Annotated in this window: 22 protein-coding genes and 4 pseudogenes; 10 read left to right on the top strand and 16 right to left on the bottom strand. The window is 49.7% G+C overall.

Annotation, left to right across the window (positions count from 1 at the left end; all coding sequences use genetic code 11):
* Positions 1-16: 16 nt before the first annotated feature.
* Positions 17-712 (bottom strand): B3/4 domain-containing protein, encoded by a 696-nt coding sequence (locus tag AC791_RS10605; RefSeq protein ID WP_049840406.1) that lies wholly within the window; start codon positions 710-712, stop codon positions 17-19.
* Between the two features lie 43 nt (positions 713-755).
* Here AC791_RS10605 and AC791_RS10610 point away from each other — a divergent pair, with 43 nt between their 5' ends.
* Entirely contained in the window at positions 756-1,358 is a 603-nt protein-coding gene (locus AC791_RS10610) for a helix-turn-helix domain-containing protein (protein ID WP_049840407.1), read from the top strand.
* 183 nt (positions 1,359-1,541) lie between these two features.
* On the opposite strand, the gene AC791_RS10615 is transcribed toward AC791_RS10610, so the two are convergent.
* A complete protein-coding gene (locus AC791_RS10615) occupies positions 1,542-3,638 on the bottom strand; it encodes a pyrroloquinoline quinone-dependent dehydrogenase (protein ID WP_049840408.1) in 2,097 nt (698 codons plus the stop codon).
* Positions 3,639-3,648: 10 nt separating this feature from the next.
* Positions 3,649-4,014: a hypothetical protein gene (locus AC791_RS10620; RefSeq protein WP_049840409.1), complete on the bottom strand. Its 366-nt coding sequence runs from the start codon at positions 4,012-4,014 to the stop codon at positions 3,649-3,651.
* A 475-nt stretch (positions 4,015-4,489) separates the two neighbouring features.
* Between AC791_RS10620 and AC791_RS10625 the strand changes: the two genes are divergently transcribed.
* A complete protein-coding gene (locus AC791_RS10625) occupies positions 4,490-6,790 on the top strand; it encodes an FdhF/YdeP family oxidoreductase (protein WP_049840410.1) in 2,301 nt (766 codons plus the stop codon).
* A gap of 102 nt (positions 6,791-6,892) precedes the next feature.
* Here AC791_RS10625 and AC791_RS10630 read toward each other — a convergent pair whose 3' ends face one another.
* The 3 genes from AC791_RS10630 to AC791_RS10640 form a co-directional block, all read right to left on the bottom strand.
* Entirely contained in the window at positions 6,893-7,240 is a 348-nt protein-coding gene (locus tag AC791_RS10630; protein ID WP_049840411.1) for a DUF6404 family protein, read from the bottom strand.
* Positions 7,241-7,295: 55 nt separating this feature from the next.
* A complete protein-coding gene (gene dsbG / locus AC791_RS10635; RefSeq protein ID WP_049840412.1) occupies positions 7,296-8,048 on the bottom strand; it encodes a thiol:disulfide interchange protein DsbG in 753 nt (250 codons plus the stop codon).
* A gap of 202 nt (positions 8,049-8,250) precedes the next feature.
* Positions 8,251-8,865: a hypothetical protein gene (locus tag AC791_RS10640; protein ID WP_049840413.1), complete on the bottom strand. Its 615-nt coding sequence runs from the start codon at positions 8,863-8,865 to the stop codon at positions 8,251-8,253.
* A 361-nt stretch (positions 8,866-9,226) separates the two neighbouring features.
* On the opposite strand from AC791_RS10640, the gene AC791_RS10645 reads away from it, so the two are divergent.
* Positions 9,227-11,035 (top strand): toxin-antitoxin system YwqK family antitoxin, encoded by a 1,809-nt coding sequence (locus AC791_RS10645; RefSeq protein ID WP_049840414.1) that lies wholly within the window; start codon positions 9,227-9,229, stop codon positions 11,033-11,035.
* A 29-nt stretch (positions 11,036-11,064) separates the two neighbouring features.
* Here the strand turns inward: AC791_RS10645 and AC791_RS19775 are convergent.
* Positions 11,065-11,208: pseudogene (locus AC791_RS19775) on the bottom strand (ferric citrate ABC transporter ATP-binding protein FecE); the annotation flags it as partial.
* A 46-nt stretch (positions 11,209-11,254) separates the two neighbouring features.
* Here AC791_RS19775 and AC791_RS10650 point away from each other — a divergent pair.
* Positions 11,255-11,980: pseudogene (locus tag AC791_RS10650) on the top strand (IS30 family transposase); the annotation flags it as partial.
* Positions 11,981-12,155: 175 nt separating this feature from the next.
* Here the strand turns inward: AC791_RS10650 and AC791_RS20865 are convergent.
* The 4 genes and pseudogenes from AC791_RS20865 to AC791_RS19780 form a co-directional block, all read right to left on the bottom strand.
* Entirely contained in the window at positions 12,156-12,374 is a 219-nt protein-coding gene (locus tag AC791_RS20865; RefSeq protein WP_265597054.1) for a hypothetical protein, read from the bottom strand.
* Positions 12,372-12,989: pseudogene (locus tag AC791_RS10655) on the bottom strand (SDR family NAD(P)-dependent oxidoreductase); the annotation flags it as partial. The pseudogene AC791_RS10655 and the gene AC791_RS20865, both read right to left, overlap by 3 nt.
* A gap of 263 nt (positions 12,990-13,252) precedes the next feature.
* Entirely contained in the window at positions 13,253-13,639 is a 387-nt protein-coding gene (locus tag AC791_RS10660; protein WP_049840417.1) for a hypothetical protein, read from the bottom strand.
* A gap of 495 nt (positions 13,640-14,134) precedes the next feature.
* Positions 14,135-14,311: pseudogene (locus AC791_RS19780) on the bottom strand (TOBE domain-containing protein); the annotation flags it as partial.
* Positions 14,312-14,603: 292 nt separating this feature from the next.
* Between AC791_RS19780 and AC791_RS10665 the strand changes: the two are divergent.
* The gene (locus AC791_RS10665) at positions 14,604-17,147 is read left to right on the top strand and encodes an excinuclease ABC subunit UvrA (protein ID WP_049840418.1); all 2,544 of its coding nucleotides are present in this window, start codon (positions 14,604-14,606) and stop codon (positions 17,145-17,147) included.
* A 108-nt stretch (positions 17,148-17,255) separates the two neighbouring features.
* Here AC791_RS10665 and AC791_RS10670 read toward each other — a convergent pair whose 3' ends face one another.
* A complete protein-coding gene (locus AC791_RS10670; RefSeq protein WP_049840419.1) occupies positions 17,256-18,371 on the bottom strand; it encodes a mechanosensitive ion channel family protein in 1,116 nt (371 codons plus the stop codon).
* A 301-nt stretch (positions 18,372-18,672) separates the two neighbouring features.
* On the opposite strand from AC791_RS10670, the gene AC791_RS19785 reads away from it, so the two are divergent.
* Positions 18,673-18,999: a four-helix bundle copper-binding protein gene (locus tag AC791_RS19785; protein ID WP_072094334.1), complete on the top strand. Its 327-nt coding sequence runs from the start codon at positions 18,673-18,675 to the stop codon at positions 18,997-18,999.
* 323 nt (positions 19,000-19,322) lie between these two features.
* On the top strand, positions 19,323-19,514 hold the full coding sequence (locus AC791_RS20790) for a cold-shock protein (protein ID WP_072094383.1): 192 nt from the start codon (positions 19,323-19,325) through the stop codon (positions 19,512-19,514).
* Positions 19,515-19,555: 41 nt separating this feature from the next.
* Here the strand turns inward: AC791_RS20790 and iraM are convergent, their stop codons facing one another.
* Both iraM and yoaJ read right to left on the bottom strand, forming a co-directional pair.
* Positions 19,556-19,894 carry an anti-adapter protein IraM gene (gene iraM / locus AC791_RS19795; RefSeq protein ID WP_072094335.1) on the bottom strand — a complete coding sequence of 113 codons (339 nt, stop codon included), beginning with the start codon at positions 19,892-19,894 and terminating at the stop codon, positions 19,556-19,558.
* A gap of 248 nt (positions 19,895-20,142) precedes the next feature.
* Positions 20,143-20,217: a protein YoaJ gene (yoaJ, locus tag AC791_RS20960; protein ID WP_072094384.1), complete on the bottom strand. Its 75-nt coding sequence runs from the start codon at positions 20,215-20,217 to the stop codon at positions 20,143-20,145.
* A 293-nt stretch (positions 20,218-20,510) separates the two neighbouring features.
* Here yoaJ and AC791_RS10675 point away from each other — a divergent pair, with 293 nt between their 5' ends.
* Positions 20,511-20,744, top strand: a complete 234-nt coding sequence (locus AC791_RS10675) for a DUF333 domain-containing protein (protein WP_049840420.1) — start codon at positions 20,511-20,513, stop codon at positions 20,742-20,744.
* Here AC791_RS10675 and AC791_RS10680 read toward each other — a convergent pair.
* Positions 20,726-21,088 (bottom strand): DUF488 domain-containing protein, encoded by a 363-nt coding sequence (locus AC791_RS10680; protein WP_049840421.1) that lies wholly within the window; start codon positions 21,086-21,088, stop codon positions 20,726-20,728. The genes AC791_RS10675 and AC791_RS10680 overlap by 19 nt on opposite strands.
* Positions 21,075-21,584, bottom strand: coding sequence for a DUF523 domain-containing protein (locus AC791_RS10685; protein ID WP_049840422.1), 510 nt, complete (start codon positions 21,582-21,584; stop codon positions 21,075-21,077). The genes AC791_RS10680 and AC791_RS10685 overlap by 14 nt, the downstream gene beginning before the upstream one ends.
* 488 nt (positions 21,585-22,072) lie before the next feature.
* Here AC791_RS10685 and cspA point away from each other — a divergent pair, with 488 nt between their 5' ends.
* Together cspA and AC791_RS10695 are read left to right on the top strand one after the other, a co-directional pair.
* Complete coding sequence (cspA, locus tag AC791_RS10690; RefSeq protein ID WP_016495754.1) at positions 22,073-22,285, top strand: RNA chaperone/antiterminator CspA; 213 nt, start codon at positions 22,073-22,075, stop codon at positions 22,283-22,285.
* A gap of 363 nt (positions 22,286-22,648) precedes the next feature.
* The gene (locus AC791_RS10695; protein WP_077264625.1) at positions 22,649-23,959 is read left to right on the top strand and encodes a PAS domain-containing methyl-accepting chemotaxis protein; all 1,311 of its coding nucleotides are present in this window, start codon (positions 22,649-22,651) and stop codon (positions 23,957-23,959) included.
* Positions 23,960-24,103: the final 144 nt, after the last annotated feature.

The raw sequence follows: 24,103 nt of genomic DNA on the forward strand, positions 1-24,103 counted from the left end.
GTTCTCCTGAATAATCTTACTGCCGTTGTTCTTCAATCAGCACAACGTCAAACCACACCCCAGGCATCATTTTTTCAAGGCCGTCAGTCAGCATTTTTCCGGCTTCATGGAGCATCGCCAGCGGCATTTGCGGCAGGCTTTCCAGAATGAACCACATCTGCGGAGCATCTATGTCTAAACGGGTTCTGATCCCCTGTCGCCAGTTCCAGCGACGGCAGGTTACGCCCCTGTCATCACACCAGATAACCTCGTTTTGTGCAGGGTACTCTACGGCGGCTTCTCCCGCTTTAACGGTATCAAAAGGCTCTGTGCCCATTGCCACGGTCAGACGCGGTGAACCCTGATAGGCCTGAATAGCCTCTCCGCCCACCGGGACGGCGTAGCGGAGACTAACAGCATTATAAAGATCAACAACAGGATCGATCGCGGGCAGCGTTCCGTCACGCAGTACGCGCTTGCGTAACGCATCTGCTGAGCAAGGGGTGCGTTTGGGTTTAGCGCCAAACATCTGGAACACGTCGGCCCATGCCGCCAGGTGATCTTCTGCCCAGTCAGGCTGACCGGTCAGAACGGCTTCACACGCTTCTCGCAGTGCGGCTTCACCCGCGCCGGGGTTCAGCACGGGAGCGGCGTTGACAGAGATACTGAGCGCCCGAAAGCCGGGCGCAATACGATAAATTTCCGGGGCAATTGACGGAGAGACTGTTAACACGGGATAATCCTGTAATGACCAATTTATCCCATGATAATGACCAATGACTAAAAAAGTCAATATAATGACCGACGCGGACGGTATCGTCAGTGCCGTTAATGAAGCCGTATCTCAGCGAATTAAGCTGTATCGTAAGCAAAAGAAAATATCTCTCGATGAACTCTCCCGCCGGGCAGGCGTCAGCAAAGGCGCGCTGGTTGAAATTGAGGGATGCCGTGCGAATCCTGGTATTGCTCTGCTGTGCCGCCTGGCGGCGGCAATAGGTGTTTCGGTGGCTGATTTTGTGGATGTCAGCGCTAAACCGACGGTACACCTCATTGATGAACACGAGATCCCGCAGTTGTGGCGCGGTGACAAAGGTGGGAGAGCAAGGTTGCTCGCAGGCTCGGGCGGTCCTGATATGACCGAACTCTGGATGTGGGAAATGCAGCCGGGAGAAACGTTTGCTTCCCCGGGCCATTCAGCCGGGACGCTTGAACTGTTTTATGTGCAGAGCGGCACGCTCACGCTGGGGGTACAGGAGCAGCTGTATCGGGTGAAGACCGGGTGTTCAGCAACGGCCAGAACGGATGTCGCTCATTTCTATGAAAACCGGGAAGACAGCACGCTGATTTTCATCATGACAGTACAGGAAAAAGCCTCCTGAGCGTGGCGCAATACCGAATCAGGCTCCGGCACGAGTACGCGTCTTACCACAGAAGGGCAGGTGCAGTGGAGAATACGCATTTTAAATCAGGCGGAGTGCCACACGCGATCCTGCTTCAGATAATACCTATTACCTGACGTAAAAATGGGGCCTTTCGGCCCCACGTTTTATCCCTGCGTCAGGTTATTCAGGCAGGGCGTAAACCACTACCTGGTCGCCGACCTGATCCTTCAGGATGGTATTTCCGCCTGCAACAAATGCCACATATTGACGGCCTTTGTATTCGTAGACAGATGGGTTGGCCACCGCAGGCGCTTCAGCCTGATCGGACCACAGCTCTTCGCCAGTTTCAATTGAGTAGGCGCGAACTTTAGCATCCATTGAAGCACCAATGAATACCAGTCCACTTGCTGTTACGGCCGGACCACCGATGGTAGGTGAACCCCAGCTTTCCGGCATGAAGAAGCCATACTGCTGGGATGCGCCAACCGGGCGACGCCATTTCACATCACCGGTGTGCATATCCAGCGCGACGATCTCACCGAACGGCGGCTCCCAGCAAGGCATTCCCAGCCAGTTATTCGCTACCAGCAGGCGCATACCGTAAGGCGCGCCTTGCTGCGGCGCAAAGCCGTTCTCGTTGCCGGAGTCTTTATCCGCGTTGTCGTAATCTTTGCGGCTGTAAAGCTTCACGTACTGCACGATGTGCGAGGTGTTAACGATAGCAATCTGTTTATTCGGATCGAATGCTACGCCACCCCACTGGACGCCACCGGCGCTGTCCGGATAGGTCAGCGTGCCTTCGCCTTTGGTGGTCGGCGGCGTGTACATCCCATCATAGGTCAGATTATCCCACAAACGAGAACACTGTCCGGCACCCACAACATCTGCCAGTTTCCAGATCTCAGGCTTTTTAGATTGATCGAGTAATGGCGCAGGTTTGGTCGGGAAGGGCTGCGTAGGCGAGAGTTTCTCACCCTGCACCGTGCCGTCGCCCTGCGGTACCGGACGCTCTTCGATAGGCCACACATCCTCGCCCGTCAGACGGTTAACCACAAACAGAAAGCCCTGTTTTGTGGCCTGAATCAGCGCCGGGATCTGTTTGCCATCGACGGTGATATCCATCAGCGTAGGTGCAGAGTTGATATCGTAATCCCATACGTCGTGATGCACCCACTGGCGTGACCAGACGACTTTACCGGTGTTTACATCCAGCGCGGTCGTTGAGGTGCCGAGCGGAATGGCATCGACACGATTGCCGCCCCAGTAGTTAGGTGACGGGGAGGAGACCGGCAGGTAGACCAGACCATGTGCTTCATCAGCAGACATGTGGGTCCAGACGTTGGCCGTGCCGGTACGCTTGCGGATCTCTTCCGGGATAGCCTCGAAGGTCCACTCACGCTCGCCGGTCTGCGCATTAATGGCAAACATGCTGCCTGGAGGGGCTTCCGCATAGGCCCAGTCTTTGCCTGCCCAGCCGACCAGCAGATGATTACCCACGACGGTTGGCGGTTGCAGGATGGAGAGCGGGTATTTAGCGTTAACCGTGTTCCACTGATTTATATCCAGTACGCCATTGTCCGCAAAGCTGGTGCAGGGCTTGCCGGTGTCGGCGTCCAGCGCAAAGAGCTTGCCATCAACGTTGCCCATATAAACCATCTTCTGACAGGCCGATCCGGCAACCGGATTTTTAGCCTGCCAGTAGGAGACACCACGGTTTTTCAGTACTGGCTGGGTCAGGGCTTTACGTGATGATTTAGTATCGTAGTGCCACTTCTCTTTCCCTGTACCAGGGTCGAGCGCAATCAGGCGATCGAAAGGAGTGCCGATGTAGAGCGTTTCATTCGCAAAAATAGGCGTCGCTGACCAGACGGTGGCAGGGGTGTCACCTTTACCATCCGAAACATCGCCGGTATGAAACTCCCAGATCTTGGTTAATTTTTTGACGTTTTCCGGGGTGATTTGCGTCAGCGGGCTGTATTTTTGCGCATTAAGCTGACCGTGGAAGCTGTCCCAGGTCGCCGTAGTAGGAACCAGTGGCGTTGCCGGTTGCGCGGCAGATTCTACTTTCTGATCATCATTTTTGCCGGTTGAGACGTCGTCTGTGGTTTTAGTGGTACCCGGCGCCTGTTGATCGGCAGCGTCAATATTGAGTTTTTCCTGCGTACCCTGAGAGGCTTCAGTAGCGTTGTCCTGTGCCTGTAGCGTCAGCGGCGTAACCAGCAGCGCCAGCGTTGTCAGGCTTATTTTTAGTAGTGGTGAATGTTTATGGCTATGCACGGATGGCTCCTCAGGCGCTAACGCGGGGATGGTGACGAACGGAATTGCGGCTCAGCGCAATCAGACCAATCAGGCCGACTACCATTGCTGCGGTAATGATGTACTGGTGCAGCAGCGCGGCGGCAAAACCCGTACCAAACAGCACCACGAGGGTGACAATAATCAGAAAAATGCGTGCGCCGCGACGGGTGGCGGTACGCAAAAGAAAAGTCAGTACGGCCAGTAATACACAGGCGATAGCCACGCCCAGCGCGCCAATGCTCCCGGTAACGCCGGTCAGCGGTGTCAGCCAGGCATAGACCGCCACCACCAGACCGATGAGCGCAGCCAGCAGCAGCAATCTACTGCCGGTGCGTGAAGATTGAGAGTGCAACATACCAGGAAGTCTCCTTTAAAATAAAAAATAACCAAAAAGCCGCTTTCACGGGTAATCGTGGCTGTTATCTGCCTGAGCAATCGAATAACAAAAAATTTACGCAGTATGGAAAACAGCAGCAGCGTTAAGTAAACGTTAATGAGTATAGAAGAGGATTTTTCTTAAGGGGAATTTGAGCACTTGTTGCTAAAACAATGCCTTAAACCCTACATAGCCTGAGCATTAAAGACCACCAATGAGCTGCTAATGCAGCCAGAGATAAGCCGGACTTTTGCATATCAAACGTAAAGATATTGGTAACGAATTACTACTCTCCCGCGATCTTACGTTTTTCTTTGCTATTTTGATTTAATCAAACGAGCAAGAGATGTACAGGCCTGCATATCCAGGCATGCCGGTGAAATTCGATTTATTCAATTTTCCCCCTCCAACACCTCGTCGAATCATCACTAACCTTAATAAAACAGGATGCATTATGAGCTTGAAAAATCGTCGTACCGTACCCGGAGTGCATCCCTATGACGGGCCAGCAGGCGGGTGGGGAGCACTCAAGGCCACCGCAATCGCGGTCAAAAATCAGATGGATACGCTGAAAGCGCCGCCCACGCTGTTACGAACCAATCAGCCGGATGGTTTTGACTGCCCCGGCTGCGCCTGGCCGGATAAAAATGATGGTTCAACCTTTGAGTTTTGCGAGAACGGTGCCAAGGCCGTCACGTGGGAAGCCACGGCAAAGCGCGTGACGCCGGTATTTTTGGCTGAAAACACCGTTACGTCGCTGCTGAAACGAACGGACTTTGAGCTTGAAGGATATGGCAGGTTAACCACGCCGCTGCGCTACGACGCAGCCAGCGATACCTTCAGAGAAGTAAGCTGGGACGAAGCATTTGCACATATCGCTAACAGTTTACAGGCGCTTAAGCCGGACGACGTCGAATTTTATACTTCAGGCCGGGCATCAAATGAAGCGGCCTATCTTTTTCAACTGTTCGCCCGTGAGTTTGGGACAAACAACTTCCCCGATTGCTCCAATATGTGTCACGAGGCAACGAGCGTAGGCTTACCGAAATCAATAGGTATCGGTAAAGGCACTGTCTCACTGGATGACTTTGACAGCGCAGAGCTAATTATATCAATGGGGCATAATCCTGGGACCAATCATCCACGTATGATGGGGACGTTACACGAACTGTCGCGTCGCAACGTGCCTATTATCGTTTTTAATCCTATGCGCGAGCGGGCGCTTGAGCGTTTTGCCGATCCACAAAATGTGATGGAGATGGCCACTTACAGCTCGACGGATATCGCATCAACCTACTATCTGGTTCGCGCCGGAGGCGACTCGGCTGCACTGAAAGGCATCGCTAAAGCCGTTCTGGAAATAGAAACAGAAACAGGCGCGGCGCTGGATCACGATTTTATCAATGCGCATACGGAAGGCTTTGCGCCGTTTGCCGCAGAGATCACTGCCACGTCATGGCAGGATATCGAGCATGATTCTGGCCTGACCCGGGCAGATCTCAGCAGCGTCGCAAAAGCCTATGTGAAATCAAAAGCTACCATACTGACCTACGGCATGGGGATCACCCAGCATAATCGCGGGACGGAAAACGTCCGCCTGCTGACCAATCTCTTGCTGATGCGCGGTAATATTGGCAAGCCTGGCGCTGGTGTGTGTCCGCTACGGGGCCACTCTAACGTTCAGGGGAACCGCACCGTTGGAATAACCGAAAAGCCCTCGGCGGATTTTCTCAGCAAGCTGGAAAGCGTATTTGGCTTTACGCCGCCGTCCCATCATGGACACGATGCGGTAGAGGCAATGAAAGCCATGGTCGAAAAACGCGCCAAGGCCCTGATTTGTCTCGGTGGTAATTTTGCTGTGGCGCTGCCCGATCCTGAGGTGTGCTTACCGGCAATGCGCGAACTCGAGCTCAGCGTTCACATCGCCACTAAACTTAACCGCACGCACCTTCTTACCGGAAAAGAAACGCTGCTGCTGCCCTGCCTCGGACGCACAGAGCTTGATGAGCAATCCGGTATCCGCCAGTCGATCACCGTTGAAGATTCAATGTCCATGGTACACGCCTCCTCCGGTAAACTTAAGCCGGCATCGCCCCTGCTGCGCTCTGAACCTGCCATCGTCGCCGGAATGGCGAAAGCGGTTCTTCCCGACACGAAAGTATCGTGGAATGAACTGGTTGCCGACTACGATCTAATCCGTGATCTGATAGAAAAAACGATACCCGGATTTGACGATTATAATGCGCGTATTCGTCATCCCGGCGGCTTTCAGATGCCGCTTCCTCCCAGGGAGCGTGTATGGCCCACTGAATCAGGAAAGGCCGTGTTCTCAGTGTATCGCGGAACGCATGAAGATTTAGTGGTTAACGGTGAGGATGTTCTGCGGCTGATTACCTTGCGCAGCCACGATCAGTACAACACAACCATCTACGCGTTAGACGATCGCTACCGGGGCATATTTGGCCGTCGCGATGTGCTGTTTATGTGCGATCAGGATCTTGAGCGTCTGGGCCTTGAACACGGGGATGTCGTCGATCTTGAGTCAGCGGTACCGGGATACAGCATGCGTCTTGAGTCAATGACGGTCGTTCGTTACGCTATTTCACCGGGGTCGATTGGTGCCTATTATCCCGAAGCCAACGTGCTCATCCCACTTGACTACATCGATAAAGAAAGTGGCACGCCCTCGTATAAATCAGCGCCGGTTCGTATCACTCTCCGGTCACACGACATAGCCACGATGCCGGGCATCTAATCGCTCAGGACAACATTGATAGCGGAGACAAAAAAGCCCGAATCGGTATTGCGGCGCTGTGCCGGAACGGGCTTTTAATCTTGTCAGCAGACAGTGAGGCGGCTAAAGATCTTTCCAGTCGGGCAGATTATTCGCCTTTTTACGCCACCGGTGAAACGCGGCGAGGGTGACGCCAAACAGAAGACCACTGCACACACTGCTCACTATCGCCGTGGAAGGCGGAATGCCCGAACGTTGCCACGTGGAAAACCACATAATAACTCCCCACATAAGGCCAAATCCTGATCCTGTTACGAAAGTAATTTGCCAGAATGGCGCAAAAGGCAGAGGAGGGATCTTAAATCCTAACTTCCATAACCCCAGTAACGCAGGCGGAGCATAGTTGCTGCGCCACATTTTTTTACTTTCCATTATGGCCAGCGCACGTTCTTTTTTTCGCTCAAAACTCATTTCGATCACCCATTGATACTAAATGGCCCGAACACTATCTGAACCTGGTTATATTTTATTTTGGCCCGAACATCGCTTCCAGCTGTTTTTCGTCAGGCATACCGACAATCTGCTGAAGTTCCTGCTTGTCATTCATATAGTAAATTGCTGGGGTGGCCCCTGCGCCAGTTTCATCCATCAGTTGCTGGTGGTATTGCAGCTGACTAAAGGTCTTTTTAGACGTACTTGCAGGAGATTGCGGTATTTTTTGCCCGTTGGACAGCTCGTAGTCACTCCAGGCTTTGGCCGGGTCGGGCGCGTTAAGGATGGCGGACGCATATTGACCGCTCTTTGGATTAATAATGGCGACCAGTAACGTATTAACTTCTACTTTTCCGGATGCGATCCACGGCTGCGCGGCGGCCCGGAACTGTTTGCAGTAGGGGCAAAACGGGTCGGCGAACACCACCACTTTCCGTTTCGCCGTTGGACTGCCTTCCTTAATGCCCTGTGCAGCGCTGAGTTTTTCCCACAATTTGCGTCCTTCGGGAATATAGATCTGCTGCTGGAAAATGGCTTCGCTCAGGTTCTCGCCTTTCTCATTGTACAGATAGCCCGAAATAGCGTGTTGACCGTCCGGCGTCAGCCAGACAGTGACGCCCATATCCTGATAGCGTCCCAGCCAGCTGCGTAATCCGCCTTCAGTTTTAATCTCTTTGATAATAGTGATGCCTTGCTTCTCTATTTGCTGCACTGCCGGTGGCAGGGCATCTTTGGCCGAGGCCAGAAACGGGAGGGCGATAAGCAGAGCAAGAGAGGTGTAGCGCATAACGATAATCCTTGTTGTTAGCGGCAGGGCAGCACGCGAAAGACGACCCATGCGTCCAGCTCGTGGTGCAGTTTCTGGACGGGTTCACTTTCCCGGGTGAATTTAACATGAAGCAAAAAGTCTTATGCTTATCGCATCCGGGCCCACTGACTGGCTGGCTAACATGTGGCTGAGTGGAGCCGGAGTCATTATTACAACGTATTTATAGCTTAGGCGCGGTTTTTTTCTGTTGATTGCTATAACCGATGACCGCCTGTTGCCATGCGGGATCAATCAGCTCAATCTTGGTATTTCCCATTGATAGACTTGCCGTACCGCTCTCACATCCCATTCCTGAGCTAGGCATGGGTTTCTCACACCAGATCGGGAAGACCCCACCTGTGGATACCGGCCCGTACTTTTGCAGGGCAGCTTTAACCATGTTGTCTTCATTTTCTTTGGTCCACGGTATTTCGTAGATGACGTGCGAAACAGCCACTGGATTAGCCTTGTCATACGGAACACGTGGTTCAAAACTTACCTGCATACGGGTACCCTTATCTTCGTACACAAGGAACGCAACCTGCTGGCTTCCGGTAATAACACTGGTCATCTGACTCTTCATCGACTCAGATGTTCTTATCTGGTCGGAAGAGATGCCAAAGTTTTTTTGCATTGCCGCGCGGGCTTCCTCAACGCTCATCCCTGTTTTAACCCCACCAACGTCAAATGATTTAACTTCTGCGGCACGAACCGGCGGAATGGCATTAGCGGATAAAGAGACCAATGAAGAAGACAGGACGACCAAAGGTAAAGTTTTAAATAGGTGGATTCTCATTTTTCCTCTAGCGTGTTGTATTATAGTTAAAATTGTAATTTACATGCTCAAGTATTGTTATGCAACAATTGCGGTAAGTGAGTATCAGTTTAATTATGCAACGGATGCCAGAACGGCCTCGGGCATTATTGTTGCCATCGTTCATTATTAAAAATCGTAATTTTGATATTGCTGTAACCCTGAAATGCTGGCCTTAAATATTATTTGAGAGCCGCCTCCCTGTTTTCCTGAAGAGTAAAAAATTACGCCGTCAATAAAAATTCAGGTAGTTGTCGATGCTTTAATCTGACGGTAATAATAGACGAAAAACAATGAAGCCTGAGACAGGCTTCATTGTTAGATGTCAAATTCAGGAGCAGGAATGAAGCCAGCACTCTATTTACTTTCCATTATCACATTAACGCATTCGGTCTGGGCTGAAACACGTAATATTACCCGTGAATGGCACCTTGCGACCGCAGGCGAAGAGACAGCCTGGCGGCTCGACTGGCCAGTCAAATCCAATGAGAAATTTACCCTGCGCTATCCCGACGGCAAACCCTATCTTCAGGCCACCTTACAGGATAGTCATCACGATGATCTTCTCGCCAGCGAAAATATGACCGGAAAATATCGCTTCTATTATCCGAATGGAAAAATCAAAAAAGAGGGTGAGTGGGATAAAACCGGAACCTCTGTCGGTTTACAAACCACATATAATGAAAATGGTTTTCCCACGGGCGTGAAACGATATCTCGCCGACGGATGGTCTGTTGATGAGCGAACCTATTATGATAACGGTCAGCTGAGTTATGAAGGTATTGATTTCGACGGTGAAGAATATAAAGAATCCAGATATTACGCTGAGGATGGCGTACTGATACGCAAAAAATACCGTAAAACGGTGAACAGCGTTAAGAAGGAAATTGATGATAGTTTTGATGAGAAGGGGGCGTTACAAAAGCGCATTGAAAAATATGGACGCGATCCGTTAATAACCGTTACCTACGGCGCAGAGGGTAAAATTATCGAGAAGAAAACCCTCATGATAAATTTAGCCCGCAGCAAAACTGAAACCTTTGACGGCCAGGGGCAACTGACCGATTTATTACAATACAGAACCGACGGGCCTCTGCAAAAAGAGGGGGAGCAAGTCACCAGCCATGATGGACAAACCACCTATGTCACTTATATAAACGGTGTTAAAGAAGGGGAACAAAAAACGGTAAAAGCGGGCCACGTTATTGCTTACTCCCATTTCGAGAAGGGCCAGGAAACGGGGGACGGTTTCGCACTTGACGACGATGCTGACGCTATTCTTTTCACGACACGCGCATCCGATAAGCACCCCGCGGTGAGTTACAGCGCAGGACGTGATTATATTTCCAGCGATGATCGGGGAATGCCGCATGTTAAGCTCCCTTTCAATATTGACTCACGGAAATTGCCGAAACCAGGCACCGTCTGGGAATATAGCTCAGACGGCAAGCGTTATAGTCAACTGGAATTAATTACCGCCGACGATAAGACGGCGACCTGGCGTACCAGGCACGGTGAAATAAAAGAAAATCTTAATAGCTATACCTGGATCAAGCCGGATCAGCCCCCGCAGGACAGGCAGATCCTCTCTTTTCCGCTGACGCCCGGTAAGGTATGGAATAACCGTTACCAGACCCGGATCACCGTGCCGCAGGAAAATGGGGCAGGATGGGAATATACCTATAGCGCGACCTCCTCATCAAAAATTGCCGGCATTGAGAAAATAACGGTGGCCGGCGGAACCTTTGATACATTGCTTATTACCCGTGATATTCACTGGACCAAATCCCGTCCACGCTTTACTGGCACCGGGACCTCAGAAATGGCCTGCGACACACCGGCGTGCGAGGTTTCCGGTTATACCGCTGAAGTGATTTGGTATGCGCCTGAAATTGGCCGTGCGGTGATGAAGGCCGTTGAGATAAACGGTTCGTCTCAGGTCCTGATGAATTCGCCTGACAGCCTGCTCAAACATCGTAATGCCCTTATTTCTGAATTGACCAGGTTTGGTCCGTCATCAGTCGAAAACAAGCCGGCCTCCGACATCCGCTATGCGCATCAGGTGCCGGACAGTGCGTTCAGCCAGGGGTTTGCTCTGATGCCAAATAATACCTGGGAGTTCAGGATGATCCACAGTCCGATGATTGAGTAAGCGACGATCAATCGTCCGGCCGGTGTGATCTATCTCACCACACACATCGGCCTGCCCGACACTGGCTCGGGGTGTATTTCTGCCTCCACGCTGAATACCTCTTTAAGCAGTTCAGGTGTCATTACCTCTTTCGGTGTGCCTTGCGCGCGTATATGCCCGTTCGCCATTGTGAGTTCAATGGATCGATGCAACGCTATCCTTGATCAAGGGGGCGTTGCCATGAAACGAAGAACTCGCATTTACTACACGCCAGAACAAAAGGCGATTATCTGGGACAGATACAAGCAAGGTGATTCCCTGCATGATATCGCCAGAATGTTCGACAGATTTCACTCTTCTATTATACCTACAATCCATCAGACTGGTGGATACCGTCCCCCTGTCCGAAAGCGGCACCGGTTAGCACTTTCGCTTGATGAAAGAAAGGAGATATCCAGAGGACTGGTAGCAAAAAGAAGCATCAGGGACATCGCTGACAAATTATCAAGAGCCCCCTCAACGATTAGCCGCGAGATTAAGAGGCATGGAGGTGCAAAACAATACCGGGCAGCAAAAGCGGATACTGCTGCGTGGGAAAGTGCATTGAGACCAAAACCTTGTAAGCTAATTGAAAGCCCCACGTTGTGTAAAATCATTGCAGAAAAGATGCATCAGGACTGGTCGCCGGAACAAATCGCCGGTTGGCTTAAACGCTGTTATCCGGATAATCAGGAAATGCATGTGTCACATGAAACGATTTATAAAACGCTTTTTATACAAACCCGGGGAGCATTAAAAAAAGAACTGCAGCAATGCCTCAGAAGCGGAAGAGTCGTGCGTAGATCCAGAACATCATCGCTTAAAGGGAAAGGATTAGGGAAAATCCCGAATGCGATACCTGTCAGCAAAAGGCCACTGGAAGTCGCAGACAGAGCCATACCTGGTCACTGGGAAGGTGATCTGATAGTGTTGCCAGACAGCTCAATGAAAGGCCGAGAAAAACGCTATACTATGAATCACCCGCAGAGCGGTTTAATAAGTGTGTTGCATCCATCGGTTGAACTCACAGCACAGAGCGGACGTGTCAGCTTGCTAAGGTCTGCTGTAAGCGAAAAGAGGAAACTGACCATACTGCTCAACGTTACCCAATTAAGTTCCTGTCTCTTAGGCCTTCGCGGGTAGGGCCCTGAAAGTAGATGCTACTTATATGGCAGCCACGCGGTTGTGTCAGCACAAAACGAATTGTTTCCCAGACCGACCGTCCATTCATCAGGCGTTCCCCCATTCTGGATTGACTCTCGACATACGTATCTAACCCCGTTATTTCAAAATCAGGAGGATACAAACCGGTAACCCGTATATTTTCTTCAGATAGCTGCTGTGCCAGTTTAGTTGTAAATCCGCTCAGCCCATGTTTGCTGGCGAAAAAAGCTGGGTGAGCAACGGAATCGGTAAAATTCGGGATCCCACATGAAGATATAATTGAGATGATATCCGCATTGTCTGACCGCCTTATTCCAGGTAACAGGGCCTGGGTCAGTAGAATTGAACCTGTCAGACCTGAACTAATGGTATTGATAATCTCTCTGTCAGGCTGATCTTCTATTCTCCCTGATAACCACTGAGCCGCATTGAGGATTAAGATGTCTATAGGCTTGTCTGAAAGTAACAGCTGTGAAGAAAACTGAGACAGAGATTCAGGCTGGGTCAAATCACAGATATACCCTTTTGCAAGGCCGCTTTCATCACTAATAATGGCGCAGGTTTTTTGAATATCTTCAGCCCGACGTGCACAAAAATCTACCTCAATGCCCTCTCGAGCCAGCCACACGCACAGCGCCTGACCAAACCCCGTGCCACCACCGGTAATAACCGCTCTTTTACCTCTCAGCATCTTTATTCGCCTTTTCTGATAACTGTATGTAGAGATAGATATACATGAAGAAGTTAAGTCACATCTGTCAGTTGATGCCATTTCTACATGAGGGACACAAAATGAGAGAGTATCAGCGCTGCTGATACAAGGCGTTTATCAGGAGTGCCTTTTGCCTGTACTATCCAGATTGACGTTCAGAAGGTGGCCGTAAAACGCTACCTGTTGACAATGTACAGAAAAAAGCGATAGCTATGCCCGCTGAAGCCGTGGTCATAGCCGTTGAAGAGGTGTTCGATGTTGAGTAAGAAATTAAAAGATAACCGGGGGAAATACTATGCCCCGGTTAAATCTTGGGACTAATATCAGGTCGGCATCGAGAATGTGGTGACTTTATTGGTTTGGGGATCGATTGAGATAACGCAAATGGCTAAGTTACCGCCAAAGCGATCTTTACGATCGGATATTTTAAGATTATAGGTCTCAGAGAAAGACGTGTAGCCAGATGAATTACTTTCGTTAAGCTTAAATCCAACCAGTTGTTCAAAGTAAGAGCGCGTCTGACCAACGCTATTTTTGCACTGGTCATTAGTAATAGTGCCCACTTTCCTTGAGGACGTTGTCTGCACAGCATTAGATGATTTAGGCGTCAGTGCCTGATTTACAGCTTTCATCTGTTCGCTAACGTTTTTCGAAAAATCAGCACATGAGGACGTCGCCAGAACAATCCCGCACAGTAAAATCTTTTTCATTAAAATCCTCAGAGTATTAAAGGGTTTGTTAATTTTATAGTTCATTTATTACAAAGCGTTGACCATATTCGACTTGCTTTTATCTGTCAATGCGAATAATCGGTGATATTATTCATTAGGTACTACCAGAAATAGTCTTGACGCAACTGCTCGATTATGGAATGAAAACCAATCAGAAAGGCTATTGCCTGCGGCTATCAAAATTTACCCATGTGGTGGCATGTGCAGTGAAACTATTGAGTACGGCAGCGTAATACTTCCGGTATTCGTTCTTGCTCTGACATTATCCGATATCCATAATGCAAGAGTAAATGAGGTCATTGTCATCGAGAGTGTGAGTTCGTCGTACTACGACACCATCATCTTAAAATTCCTGTCAGTTAACCCGTTCAAAGAATGGTAATCTCAATCGTTATGTAGTCTGGTATATACCGATAATTGTACTAAGAGAGAGTCTATGAATTTATATATATTCTATATTAATCCATAAGGTTTTTATGATTTGTTGTCAGCCATTTTTACTGCAAGCAGTACGGATGAAGCCTTGATGAGGGCAATGACTCGCGTACCTTCATTAATCCCCATCTCCACCAGACTTTCGTTAGTGATAACCGCTATGAGGGCTGTACCTTCGTCCGTCTGAAGGTGAACGGTAGCATTGACCGCGCCTTTTTCCAGTGACAGGCTATTATAGCCTTTTCAGCGTCGGCGTCGGGCCCGTAAAACATCCCATAATCATGTTGGGCACAGCATGTCCAGGAACCACTCCCTCTGCACCGGACGCCATGTGTACATTGCGACAGCGGAATTTGCGCCGCGAAAAATTGTTCGATGCGCGTCCCGGTACTACCTTTGTAGTTCTTTTTTCAGGTCATCTGTTCAGCTTCTTCTTTATCAGAACGGTTCGCCCGCGTGAAAGATAACGTGGTGCGGGCGACAGATTGACCTAATTGCAGGGGAAACTATGTCATTCGAAAAACCAGTTAAAAGCCTAAGCGCACAGCCCCACGACATTAGCACCAGCGTAAGCGTCCAGGGAGCGAGGACCCATAACCTTAAGGACGTGTCGTTTTCCTTCCCTCGCGATGCAATGGTGGTGTTCACCGGGATATCCGGCTCTGGCAAATCCTCTCTGGCTTTTGATACGCTTTATGCTGAGGCCCAGCGCCGGTTTATGGAATCTGTCGCACCGCATGCGCGCCGGCTGATTGAACAAGCGTCCACGCCGGATGTGGACGGTATAGACGGACTGCCGCCTGCCGTAGCCCTCCAGCAAAGCCGCGCCGGTGCACAGGAACGCTCCACGGTCGGCAGTCTGACGCGGATCGCCGCCACGCTGAGGCTGCTTTTTTCCCGTGCAGGCCATCGGCCCGCTGATGTTCCGTTCCTGCCAGCTGAATCATTCTCGCCTAATAATCCGCAGGGCGCATGCCCGGTCTGTCAGGGAATAGGGCGTGTGCATAAAGTCAGAGCCGAAACGCTGGTCCCGGATGGCTCGCTGAGCATCCGCGAAGGCGCAATAGCGTGCTGGCCATACGGCTGGCAGGCGAAGAATTTGCGTTCGATTCTGGAAACACTCGGCTACGATATCAATGCGCCGTGGAATACGCTAACTGTAGAAGATCGGGAGTGGATACTCTTTACTGAGGAACAGCCCTCGGTGCCCATTTTTACACGTCTTAACACTGAAGAGCGGCAGGCAGCCCTGGCAGAAGGCGTGGAGCCTGATTATATGGGGACGTATACCAGCGCCAGAAAATATCTGCTTCAAAGTTACTCAGGCGGCAAAGAGTCCGTTAAAAAACGTCTTTCACGCTTTATTACCGTGGCACCTTGCGATGAATGTCACGGCAAGCGGCTCAACCGCGCTGCTCTGGCCTTTACCTTTGCGGGCTATGACATTGCCGAAATCGGTGAGCTAACAATAACGCAGTTAAAAGCGCTGCTATTACCCTATGCTAAAGGCGATTCACAGCAGCTGCCCGGTGAGGCAGCGCTGCGTGAGGCCACCATCAGAATGACGGCCGACATCTGCGGGCGTCTCGATCAGCTTGAAAAGCTGGGTCTTGGTCACCTCTCTCTCGGCCGACGAACTACGATGCTGTCATCCGGCGAGCTACAGCGGGTCCGCCTGGCCACGCAGCTTATCTCCCGACTATTTGGCGTTCTCTACGTGCTCGACGAGCCTGCGGCTGGCCTGCATCCGGAAGATGTCCGGGCCTTGCTCCAGTCCCTGCGCTTACTTTTGCAGGCCGGTAACTCGCTGGTTATTGTCGAACATAATCTGGATGTCATTGCTGAAGCCGACTGGTTGACGGAAGTCGGGCCGGGACCCGGGCGACTGGGAGGGGAAATCGTTTATAACGGTTTGCCCTCAGGGCTGGAACAGGTGTCCCGTTCGCCCACGGCAGGCTACTTGTTCGACAAACAGCGTCCGGGCCTGCGCCAGCGTCGGCTTCCTGAGGACTGGCTGACGCTTGAGCACGTGACCTGCAATAACATTCGCGGACTGGATGCTCGCATCCCCCTTGAGCGGATGACTGCGATCACCGGCGTATCCGGCTCGGGCAAGTCCACGCTGCTGGTTCGGGTACTACCTGCGCTACTTCAGCGACTCGATAAAATGCCGCAGGATGAGGAGATCGACGAGGACAACGTGGCTTTGGAGGTCAAAGGGAACATTACGGCAGGCGGCACATCCCTCAAGCGCCTGGTGCGCATCGATCAGCGTCCTATCGGGCGCACGCCGCGCTCGAATCTGGCGACCTATACCGGTTTTTTTGACACCGTGCGCAAGCTCTTTGCCGACACCGACGATGCGAGAAAACGCGGCTTTGATGCCAGTCGATTTTCATTCAACCTGCCTGCCGGACGGTGTGCTGCCTGCGAGGGGCAGGGGCATATAACCATTGAGTTGTTGTTTATGCCGGAAGCAAGCGCGCCATGTTCCGCCTGCGGTGGCCGTCGCTACAATGATGAAACCCTGGAGGTACGCTGGCATAACATAACGATAGCGGACGTCCTGGATCTCACCGTTGACGAAGCGATCGCCGTATTCAGGGATAATGACGTCATTCAGCGCTCCCTTGCCGCACTGGCGTCGCTTGGTCTGGGTTACCTGAAGCTGGGCCAGCCTGCGACTGAACTGTCGGGCGGAGAATGCCAGCGCATCAAGCTTGCCTGGGAGCTGCAGCGCGTTCAGCGAGGTAAAACGCTCTATCTGCTTGATGAACCGTCCACGGGACTGCATCCGTCCGATATGGATAAGCTGATGCGGGTTCTTGATAAATTGGTTCAGCGTGGCGATACAGTGGTGATGGCAGAGCATGATATGCGCATTATTGCGGAGGCCGACTGGGTTATCGATCTCGGACCTGGCTCAGGTGAAAACGGTGGACGCATCGTTGTCGCCGGTACGCCTGAAGCGGTAAGTCTTTCGCAGGAGAGCCTTACCGCACCCTGGCTGGCTGTCGGGCTAAAAAAGCGAGCGGACGATCCCAGACAATAGCTTTAGTCGGGTCCATATATGCGGCTATTTTAGTGAACATGTCCGGAAATTATCCTTTATATAAAAAGAGAGCCTTCAGGCTCTCTTTTTATATTATCAACGCGGCTTTTATTCAGTTTCGAGAGCCGGCTCCTGATTATATGTTCTGGCTTTTTGCAGTTGCAGGGGCGATTTTACCACCAGGCTAGGTAGCGCCAGTTCTATATCCTTATCAATAAGCCCTTCAATGATGCGGATATTAATTTCCTGCTGAATGTCCATATACTTATTGTAATCTGCCGTATTCACAATATGAACTACTTCAAACGTCAGGCGATCCTGATTAAATGCCAGCAAATGCGCACGGTCGAATTTTGTTTCGCCCACTTCGGTAATGATTTTTTTAACCATATCACCAATGAGGCGCAGTTTTTCCGGTGCGGTGGAGGTGGCGACGCCAAAGGTAAATACGATGCGGCGCGTTTGCATTCGTTTGTAATTATGAATAGTTTGCTGAAGTAATTGTGCGTTAGCGCAGACAATTTGCTCGCCGCTAAGGCTGCGAATACGCGTTGTTTTCAGACCGATATGCTCAATAGTGCCTGCAACATCATTGAACACCACAAAATCACCGATTTCGAACGGCTTGTCGAATCCAATAGATAAAGAGGCAAAGACATCGCTTAAGACGGTTTGTACCGCCAGCGCAATAGCAATACCGCCTACGCCAAGGCTGGCGACCAGGGCGGTAATATCGACGCCGCCGTTCGCCAGGATGGACAATAGCATCATCGACCAGACGAGCGCCCTGAGGATCATCCCCAGTATGACCAGCGTAACCGGGTTTTTATTATTCCCCGGCGCGTATAGCAAATGACGCATCCATGATTGCACACTTTGGTCGAGCCAGATGGCTATCTGGATCGCCAGCACCAGAAACCAGGCGTGAGAGATAGTCGAAAACAGCCGGTCGGGGAGGGCAACGAAGCGTAAGCTGAAAAGGAACGCGGCGACCAGAATAAGCATCTTATTTGTTTTTTTCAGCATATCAAAAACAATGTACCGAAGGCGCTCGTCGTGCCCCTCATGCTTGCTGGCGTGCTGAAAGGTTTTATGCACAAAAGCTAATAACCGATTGATGCACCAGTAGGTTATTATTGTAATAAAAAATACCAGTGCAAAATTAATCCAAAAAGCCGTTGACATTAATACAGTAACTATATTCAGTCTTGCCAGATACTCCATTTTACCTCCAGTCTGACGCATGTGAACCCACAGTATAGACTTTACTGATAAATATTCTGTATTTTGGGCAGATCGCTATTTATTGCCGGAGAGTAGCGGATATTCTCCGCACTGCATATTTTTGGGAGCTGAGGTATGCGTATAGTTATCAACTTCAGACGTCTCTTATTGCCTGTTAGTAATTGGCGGGAAGTGCGCCATTTTTTGGCGACGGTCAGCAAGCAATTGCATCCTGGCGCTTGGCTAAATCTCTTTCTTTGTCCAGACTGATTAATACTGAAATGACGAAAAGAGGTGAGATATGCACCAGGATGCCCTGAAATGTATAGAGTTATGCTACAAATGTGCGGCCATGTGTGATTTCTGTGCGGCATCATGTCTTAAGGAAGAAAATCCGGGTTTAATGACTGATTGTATTCGCCTGGCAGTACAGTGTGCCGGTATTTGTCGTCTCTCCGCGCAATTTATGAGTCTTGATAGCGATTATTTTAAGCAAACCTGTCGTATTTGTGTCGATATTTGTAAAGCCTGTGCTGAAGAGTGTGCCAAGCATCAGAGCGATCACTGCCAGCGCTGTGCAAAAATATGCCGCAATTGTGCTAATGCCTGCCTGCGAATGGTGGCATAACGTTTAAGGTATGCGGCTTATGACGGGGTATCTGGATTGCCACTTTCAGCTGATGACCAGCTACCCCACAAAAAAATGTGCGGGTTGTTGATAAAAAATAGTGCTAAAATAAGAGTTTACGGCATATCATAAATAAAAAAAATAATACTTGTATAAAACTAAGAATCATGCGTAAATGGTCTGTCGGTTTGATACACAGACAATACCTTGAGCAGTTACTAAAGCAGTTCTCATCAAAGATATCCTCTCTTGAGTCTCCATTTGAAGCTTCGATTCGCATCTGTATTCAAACCATGAATGCCACCAGGCGCTTATGTAAGGAAATAATTTTGAAAATACAATTCAGATGCCCGGCTTGTCACGGGTCGCAATACAGGACGTCACCCTATGATGTGACGGAAAAAAATCGCATGGGTGCTAAATGCATTTTTTGCAAAACCGCAATGATTGCTGGCGACGACTTATGTCATCTTGCCATTACCAGCGCACCCAAGCTTGCGGAATATCACCGTTAAGCGTCAGACCGGACGCAGGTCCGGTTGATGTTGTGATTATATTAAGTTGACCGGGCACCGTAGGGGCATAATGTAAACGCACATTCGTTGCTCTGAGGGCAGTTAATCATTGTTTGATTATCATTGCCCGGGCAGGAAATCCTGTTTTTAAATATTTGCCATAATGCCGTCGAGTGATGAAAAGTATGGATAATTGTTATTGGGGTTTTTCTTCCATTAACGCTGATGCCAGAGGGACCATTATTGAGAGCATTGCCGGTACGTAAAAAGTAGTTGCCTTTATACCATAATATTAGCTTCGTATTTTTTACGGCTGTGGCAACGGCAAATCCAGTACCTGTTGCCGGGCAAACCAGCGTGTCTTCAATTTCCCAATCCATTAGTTAAATTCTCCGTCAGATATGAGTAATACGATCCTTGATTAGTCAGTTTTATAAATATAGCAACGGAATAAGATAAGTCTAATAGGATTAATTAACTATGACAAAAAGGAGATATAATGTTTTTTCTTTGCGGTAATTTACATTGTAAACTGTGAGACGGTTCAAATTTACGACAATCCGGGCTTCGCAAACGTTAGATTGTTGCGAAACCTTCGGCTATCTTTTATACAAAATAAGCGATGTGACTACCACCACCCCAATTGTGTACCCGCCAGTGCAATAATCGCTACAATCAGCATGATAATCGTTGTTTTTTTCATAGTATAAATCCTGTCAATTTATCTGCCCCAGAGAAATAGCGGGCTATAAGTTACTGTGGACAATCGCCTGGTATAGTAGAGCATGATTGAATAAAATTTGATATATTCGGCATAAAGGTATCGCATAGTGCAAAAAATCCCCGCTGTAGACAGCGGGGAAAGCGTGACAAATTATGGAATGGGGTGCTCCCGGTCATGAAGAGAGCATCGTTATATTAAGTGAATAACGTCCCGTAAAAATGAAGAAATCTTGGATTTCCTCTTTGTCTCCCGCATAAAGAAAAGGAGAGGTGATGAAGCGAGTATGCCTGTTTTTATCGGTTGCCCTGGCCGGCTGTGCCACTGAGCAAGACCCGCCAGTAAAAACAACGTTGGCCAATCCGGCAGCGGTATGGTGTGTACAGCAGGGCGGTACCCGAGAGCCAGTGCAAAGCCCTCAGGGTGTGAAAACGCAGTGTCGCTTCAGCGACGGGCAAACTATTGACGAATGGGAGCTGTGGCGGCGCGATCATGCCTCTGCGCGCTGAGCCAGTTTTTCCAGCCAGTCGGCCAGAATCAATGCATGATTCTGGCGCGTATTGCTGGAGGCATAAAGTAACGTTAACTTTTGCGTTCCCGCCTGATGAAGAAGTCGTAATCCTTCCTCTTTATGCGCAGCAAGTTCTTCGCGGTAATGCTGACTGAAAGTGGCAAAGTCAATAATCTCAGCATGAAACGCCTTGCGCAATTCCGTGGAGGGCGCAAGTGTTTTACACCATTCATCATGATGTAACGTCTCTTTTTTTACCCCGCGCGGCCATAATCTGTCGACCAGTATACGGTAGCTACCGTCGCGATCCGCATTGTCGTATACGCGTTTACATTGGATCATATGATGCCTCCATTTTTTCCATCCACGCGATCAGTTCAGGGATTTGCTGTTCAGAAAAAACGGTGATGCCATGCTCTCTTAAAAGCGCTGTGGCAACACCTGTTCCCGGCCTGCGGGTGCCGCTAAAGCTGCCATCATAGATAAACTGGCTGCCGCACGTGGGGCTGCCATTCGTAAGCAGAGCCGCGCCGCATTTCTCACTTATCGCCGTTTGCAAAGCCAGCCATGCAGCAAGTTGATAATGTGCCGTAACGTCATGGCCACTGTTTTCAATGATTTTTGCCTGCGCGTTGATGACGTCCCGGCCATCAGCAGCCACAATTTCGGCGGGCAAGCGCGGGGTAGCCAGACCGGCGGCCAGTTCCGGGCAATGAGTGACCAGCCGTCCCTGATGCTGCCAGCGGGAGAGAAGAGAAGTTAGATCGGCTTTGTGGCTACCGTTGTAACGCACGCTAAATCCCATCAAACAGGCGCTGACCAGCAATTTATTTTTCATATTGCGTCCGCTTATTTCGTTATTGCGGTATAAGAGTAATATATATTTTGCGCGGAATACAGTCACATGGCGTGGAGAGCATATCTTAAAGCGCCACTCATTTATGCAGGGTTATTTACGGTTCTTTACGTAAATGCCGTTGTTTTGCCATTTAATTCTACCTTTCAGGATTGTCAGATTAATTTCTGCCGTACCTGCACGGTATTTGATATTTTCTACATAATCCCGGCCGTCATTTAGCCATCCGGGTGTTTAAGTGGTTAAAAAAATAAAAGTTAAACCTTGCCAAAAGAATTTACCTGTGTCTTAATGTGTTCAGCGGTTTGGAACACAGACCTTATGAAAGCAGTTTTAGTAAAGCAGTCCTCAGTTCAAGTGTTATCCACAGATACTCTTCTTCATGAGCCTCCTCCTAAGTGCCAAATAAGTAACTCTAAATACAGGCCATCACAGTCACATCAGTGGCTCATCAATTAAGGAACGTATCTATGTCTAATAAAATGACTGGTTTAGTAAAATGGTTTAACTCTGATAAAGGCTTTGGTTTTATCACGCCTGACGACGGCAGCAAAGATGTATTCGTACACTTCTCTGCAATTCAGAGCGACAGCTATAAAACGCTGGATGAAGGACAGAAAGTCTCCTTCACCATTGAAAGCGGCGCTAAAGGCCCGGCTGCAGGTAATGTTACCGCGCTGTAAGCCACGCTTATTATCAGCGATGCTTACAATAGCGATGAAGGCAACAGCCTGAGCAGTTAACATAACTGATAAAAAATTAACCCGCCTTGTGCGGGTTTTTTTATGCTTTCGACTTAACTCAAATCACCTTTACATCCATCCATGCTGGTGGTCCGCTATTTAGTCTTGTCAGGTCAATAGCACTATTTTTTCGCCAAAAGTGCTTTAGTATCTTCTTAGTGCAGTACATCATGATTTTTGAGATTAATCCGCCACCGCAAACATTTCCAGACACTAATCTGTGATAGCTATCGTAGCGATACGTAATGCAGACAGAAACATTGCCGATAACGCTTACTGTTATTCTTCTACCCGGTGTACCTGATGCCACTGAACTTATTAAAATCTTTTTTTTCCCGACGTCGTTTGCACTCAGCTGCGTCATTTAATGCCCTGGTGCAGGCAATGCCCATGATTGAGTTCAGCCCCGATGGTGTTATCCGGGGGGCAAGCTCACTTTTTCTTACCACGATGGGATATCGCGCCGACGAAATTATCGGGCAACATCACAGTCTGTTTTGTCCGCCTGAACTGGTAAGTTCTGCGCAATACCGCCTCTTCTGGCAGCGTCTGGCAGCAGGTGAGAGTTTTAGCGACAAGTATCTTCGTCTGGCCAAAGGAAATCGTCCGGTATGGCTTGAGGCCAGTTATATTCCGGTCACGGACTCCCGCGGCAAGGTATACAAAATTATTAAAATAGCGGCTGATATCTCGAACCGAATGCAATCGGCCCTTGAGCAGGAATCTCTCATCAATGCCATTAGTCGCTCAATGGCCGTCATTTCATTTGATCCCGCTGGCCATGTTCTTGCTGTGAATGACAATTTTTTAGCGTGTACGGGTTATCAGCGCTCTGAGGTTCTCGGGCAGCATCATCGCATGTTTTGTTCTGCCACCCTCCACAAAAGCGAAGAATATAGGCAGTTCTGGGCAAGGCTTAATCAGGGGGAATTTTTCTCAGGACAGTTTTCCCGGCTTAATCGTCAGGGAAAGGCGCTCTGGCTGCGGGCAACCTATAACCCGGTTTTCGACAGTGATGGAAAACTCTACAAAATTACTAAGTTTGCGACAGATGTGACGGAGCAGGTGATGCGTAATCAGCGAGAGCAGGATGCGGCCGTTCACGCCTGGGATATGGCCGTACAAACGCGCGACAGTGCGCAAGCCGGTGCGGATGTCATTGAGAACAGCATTCGGATGATTGACCAGATTTCGCAAGGGATGAGTGTTGTTTCGGCCGACGTTACACGTTTGAACAGCCAGTCAGATAGCATTGACGGCATGGTCGGCACTATCCGCAATTTTGCCATGCAAACCCGACTTATCGCGCTCAATGCGGCCATTGAAGCCGCAAAAGCCGGCCCCTCTGGCCGGAGTTTTGCTGTTGTTGCCGAAGAGGTGCGTCATCTGGCTGCCAATGTCAGTCTGGCAACGGAAGAGATAGAACGGGTGGTCGCGAATAATAATAAGCTTGCCCGAACCGTGCTTAACGGTATTGAAAGTAACCGTGCTAATACCGGAAAGGGCGTTGCGTTGATGCGTGAAGCGGGTGAAGTCATCGCCAGCATTCAGAAGAATTCAGAAGGGGTGGAAAATGCCGTTATGGACGTGGCTCGTTCGGTGAAAGCGGGGTAATTATTCTCCCTGTATACCCGACGTAAATTTGACCGTTGATGTCAGGTAGTTGATGAATATCCGCTTATGCTGTTAGCTGCTTGCATTAAGGTATTGTCTTTTAGCATCAATATCACTAGTCTGAGGTTCCTTGTGCCGTTAGTG

The organism is Klebsiella sp. RIT-PI-d (assembly GCF_001187865.1).
GTDB lineage: Bacteria > Pseudomonadota > Gammaproteobacteria > Enterobacterales > Enterobacteriaceae > Superficieibacter.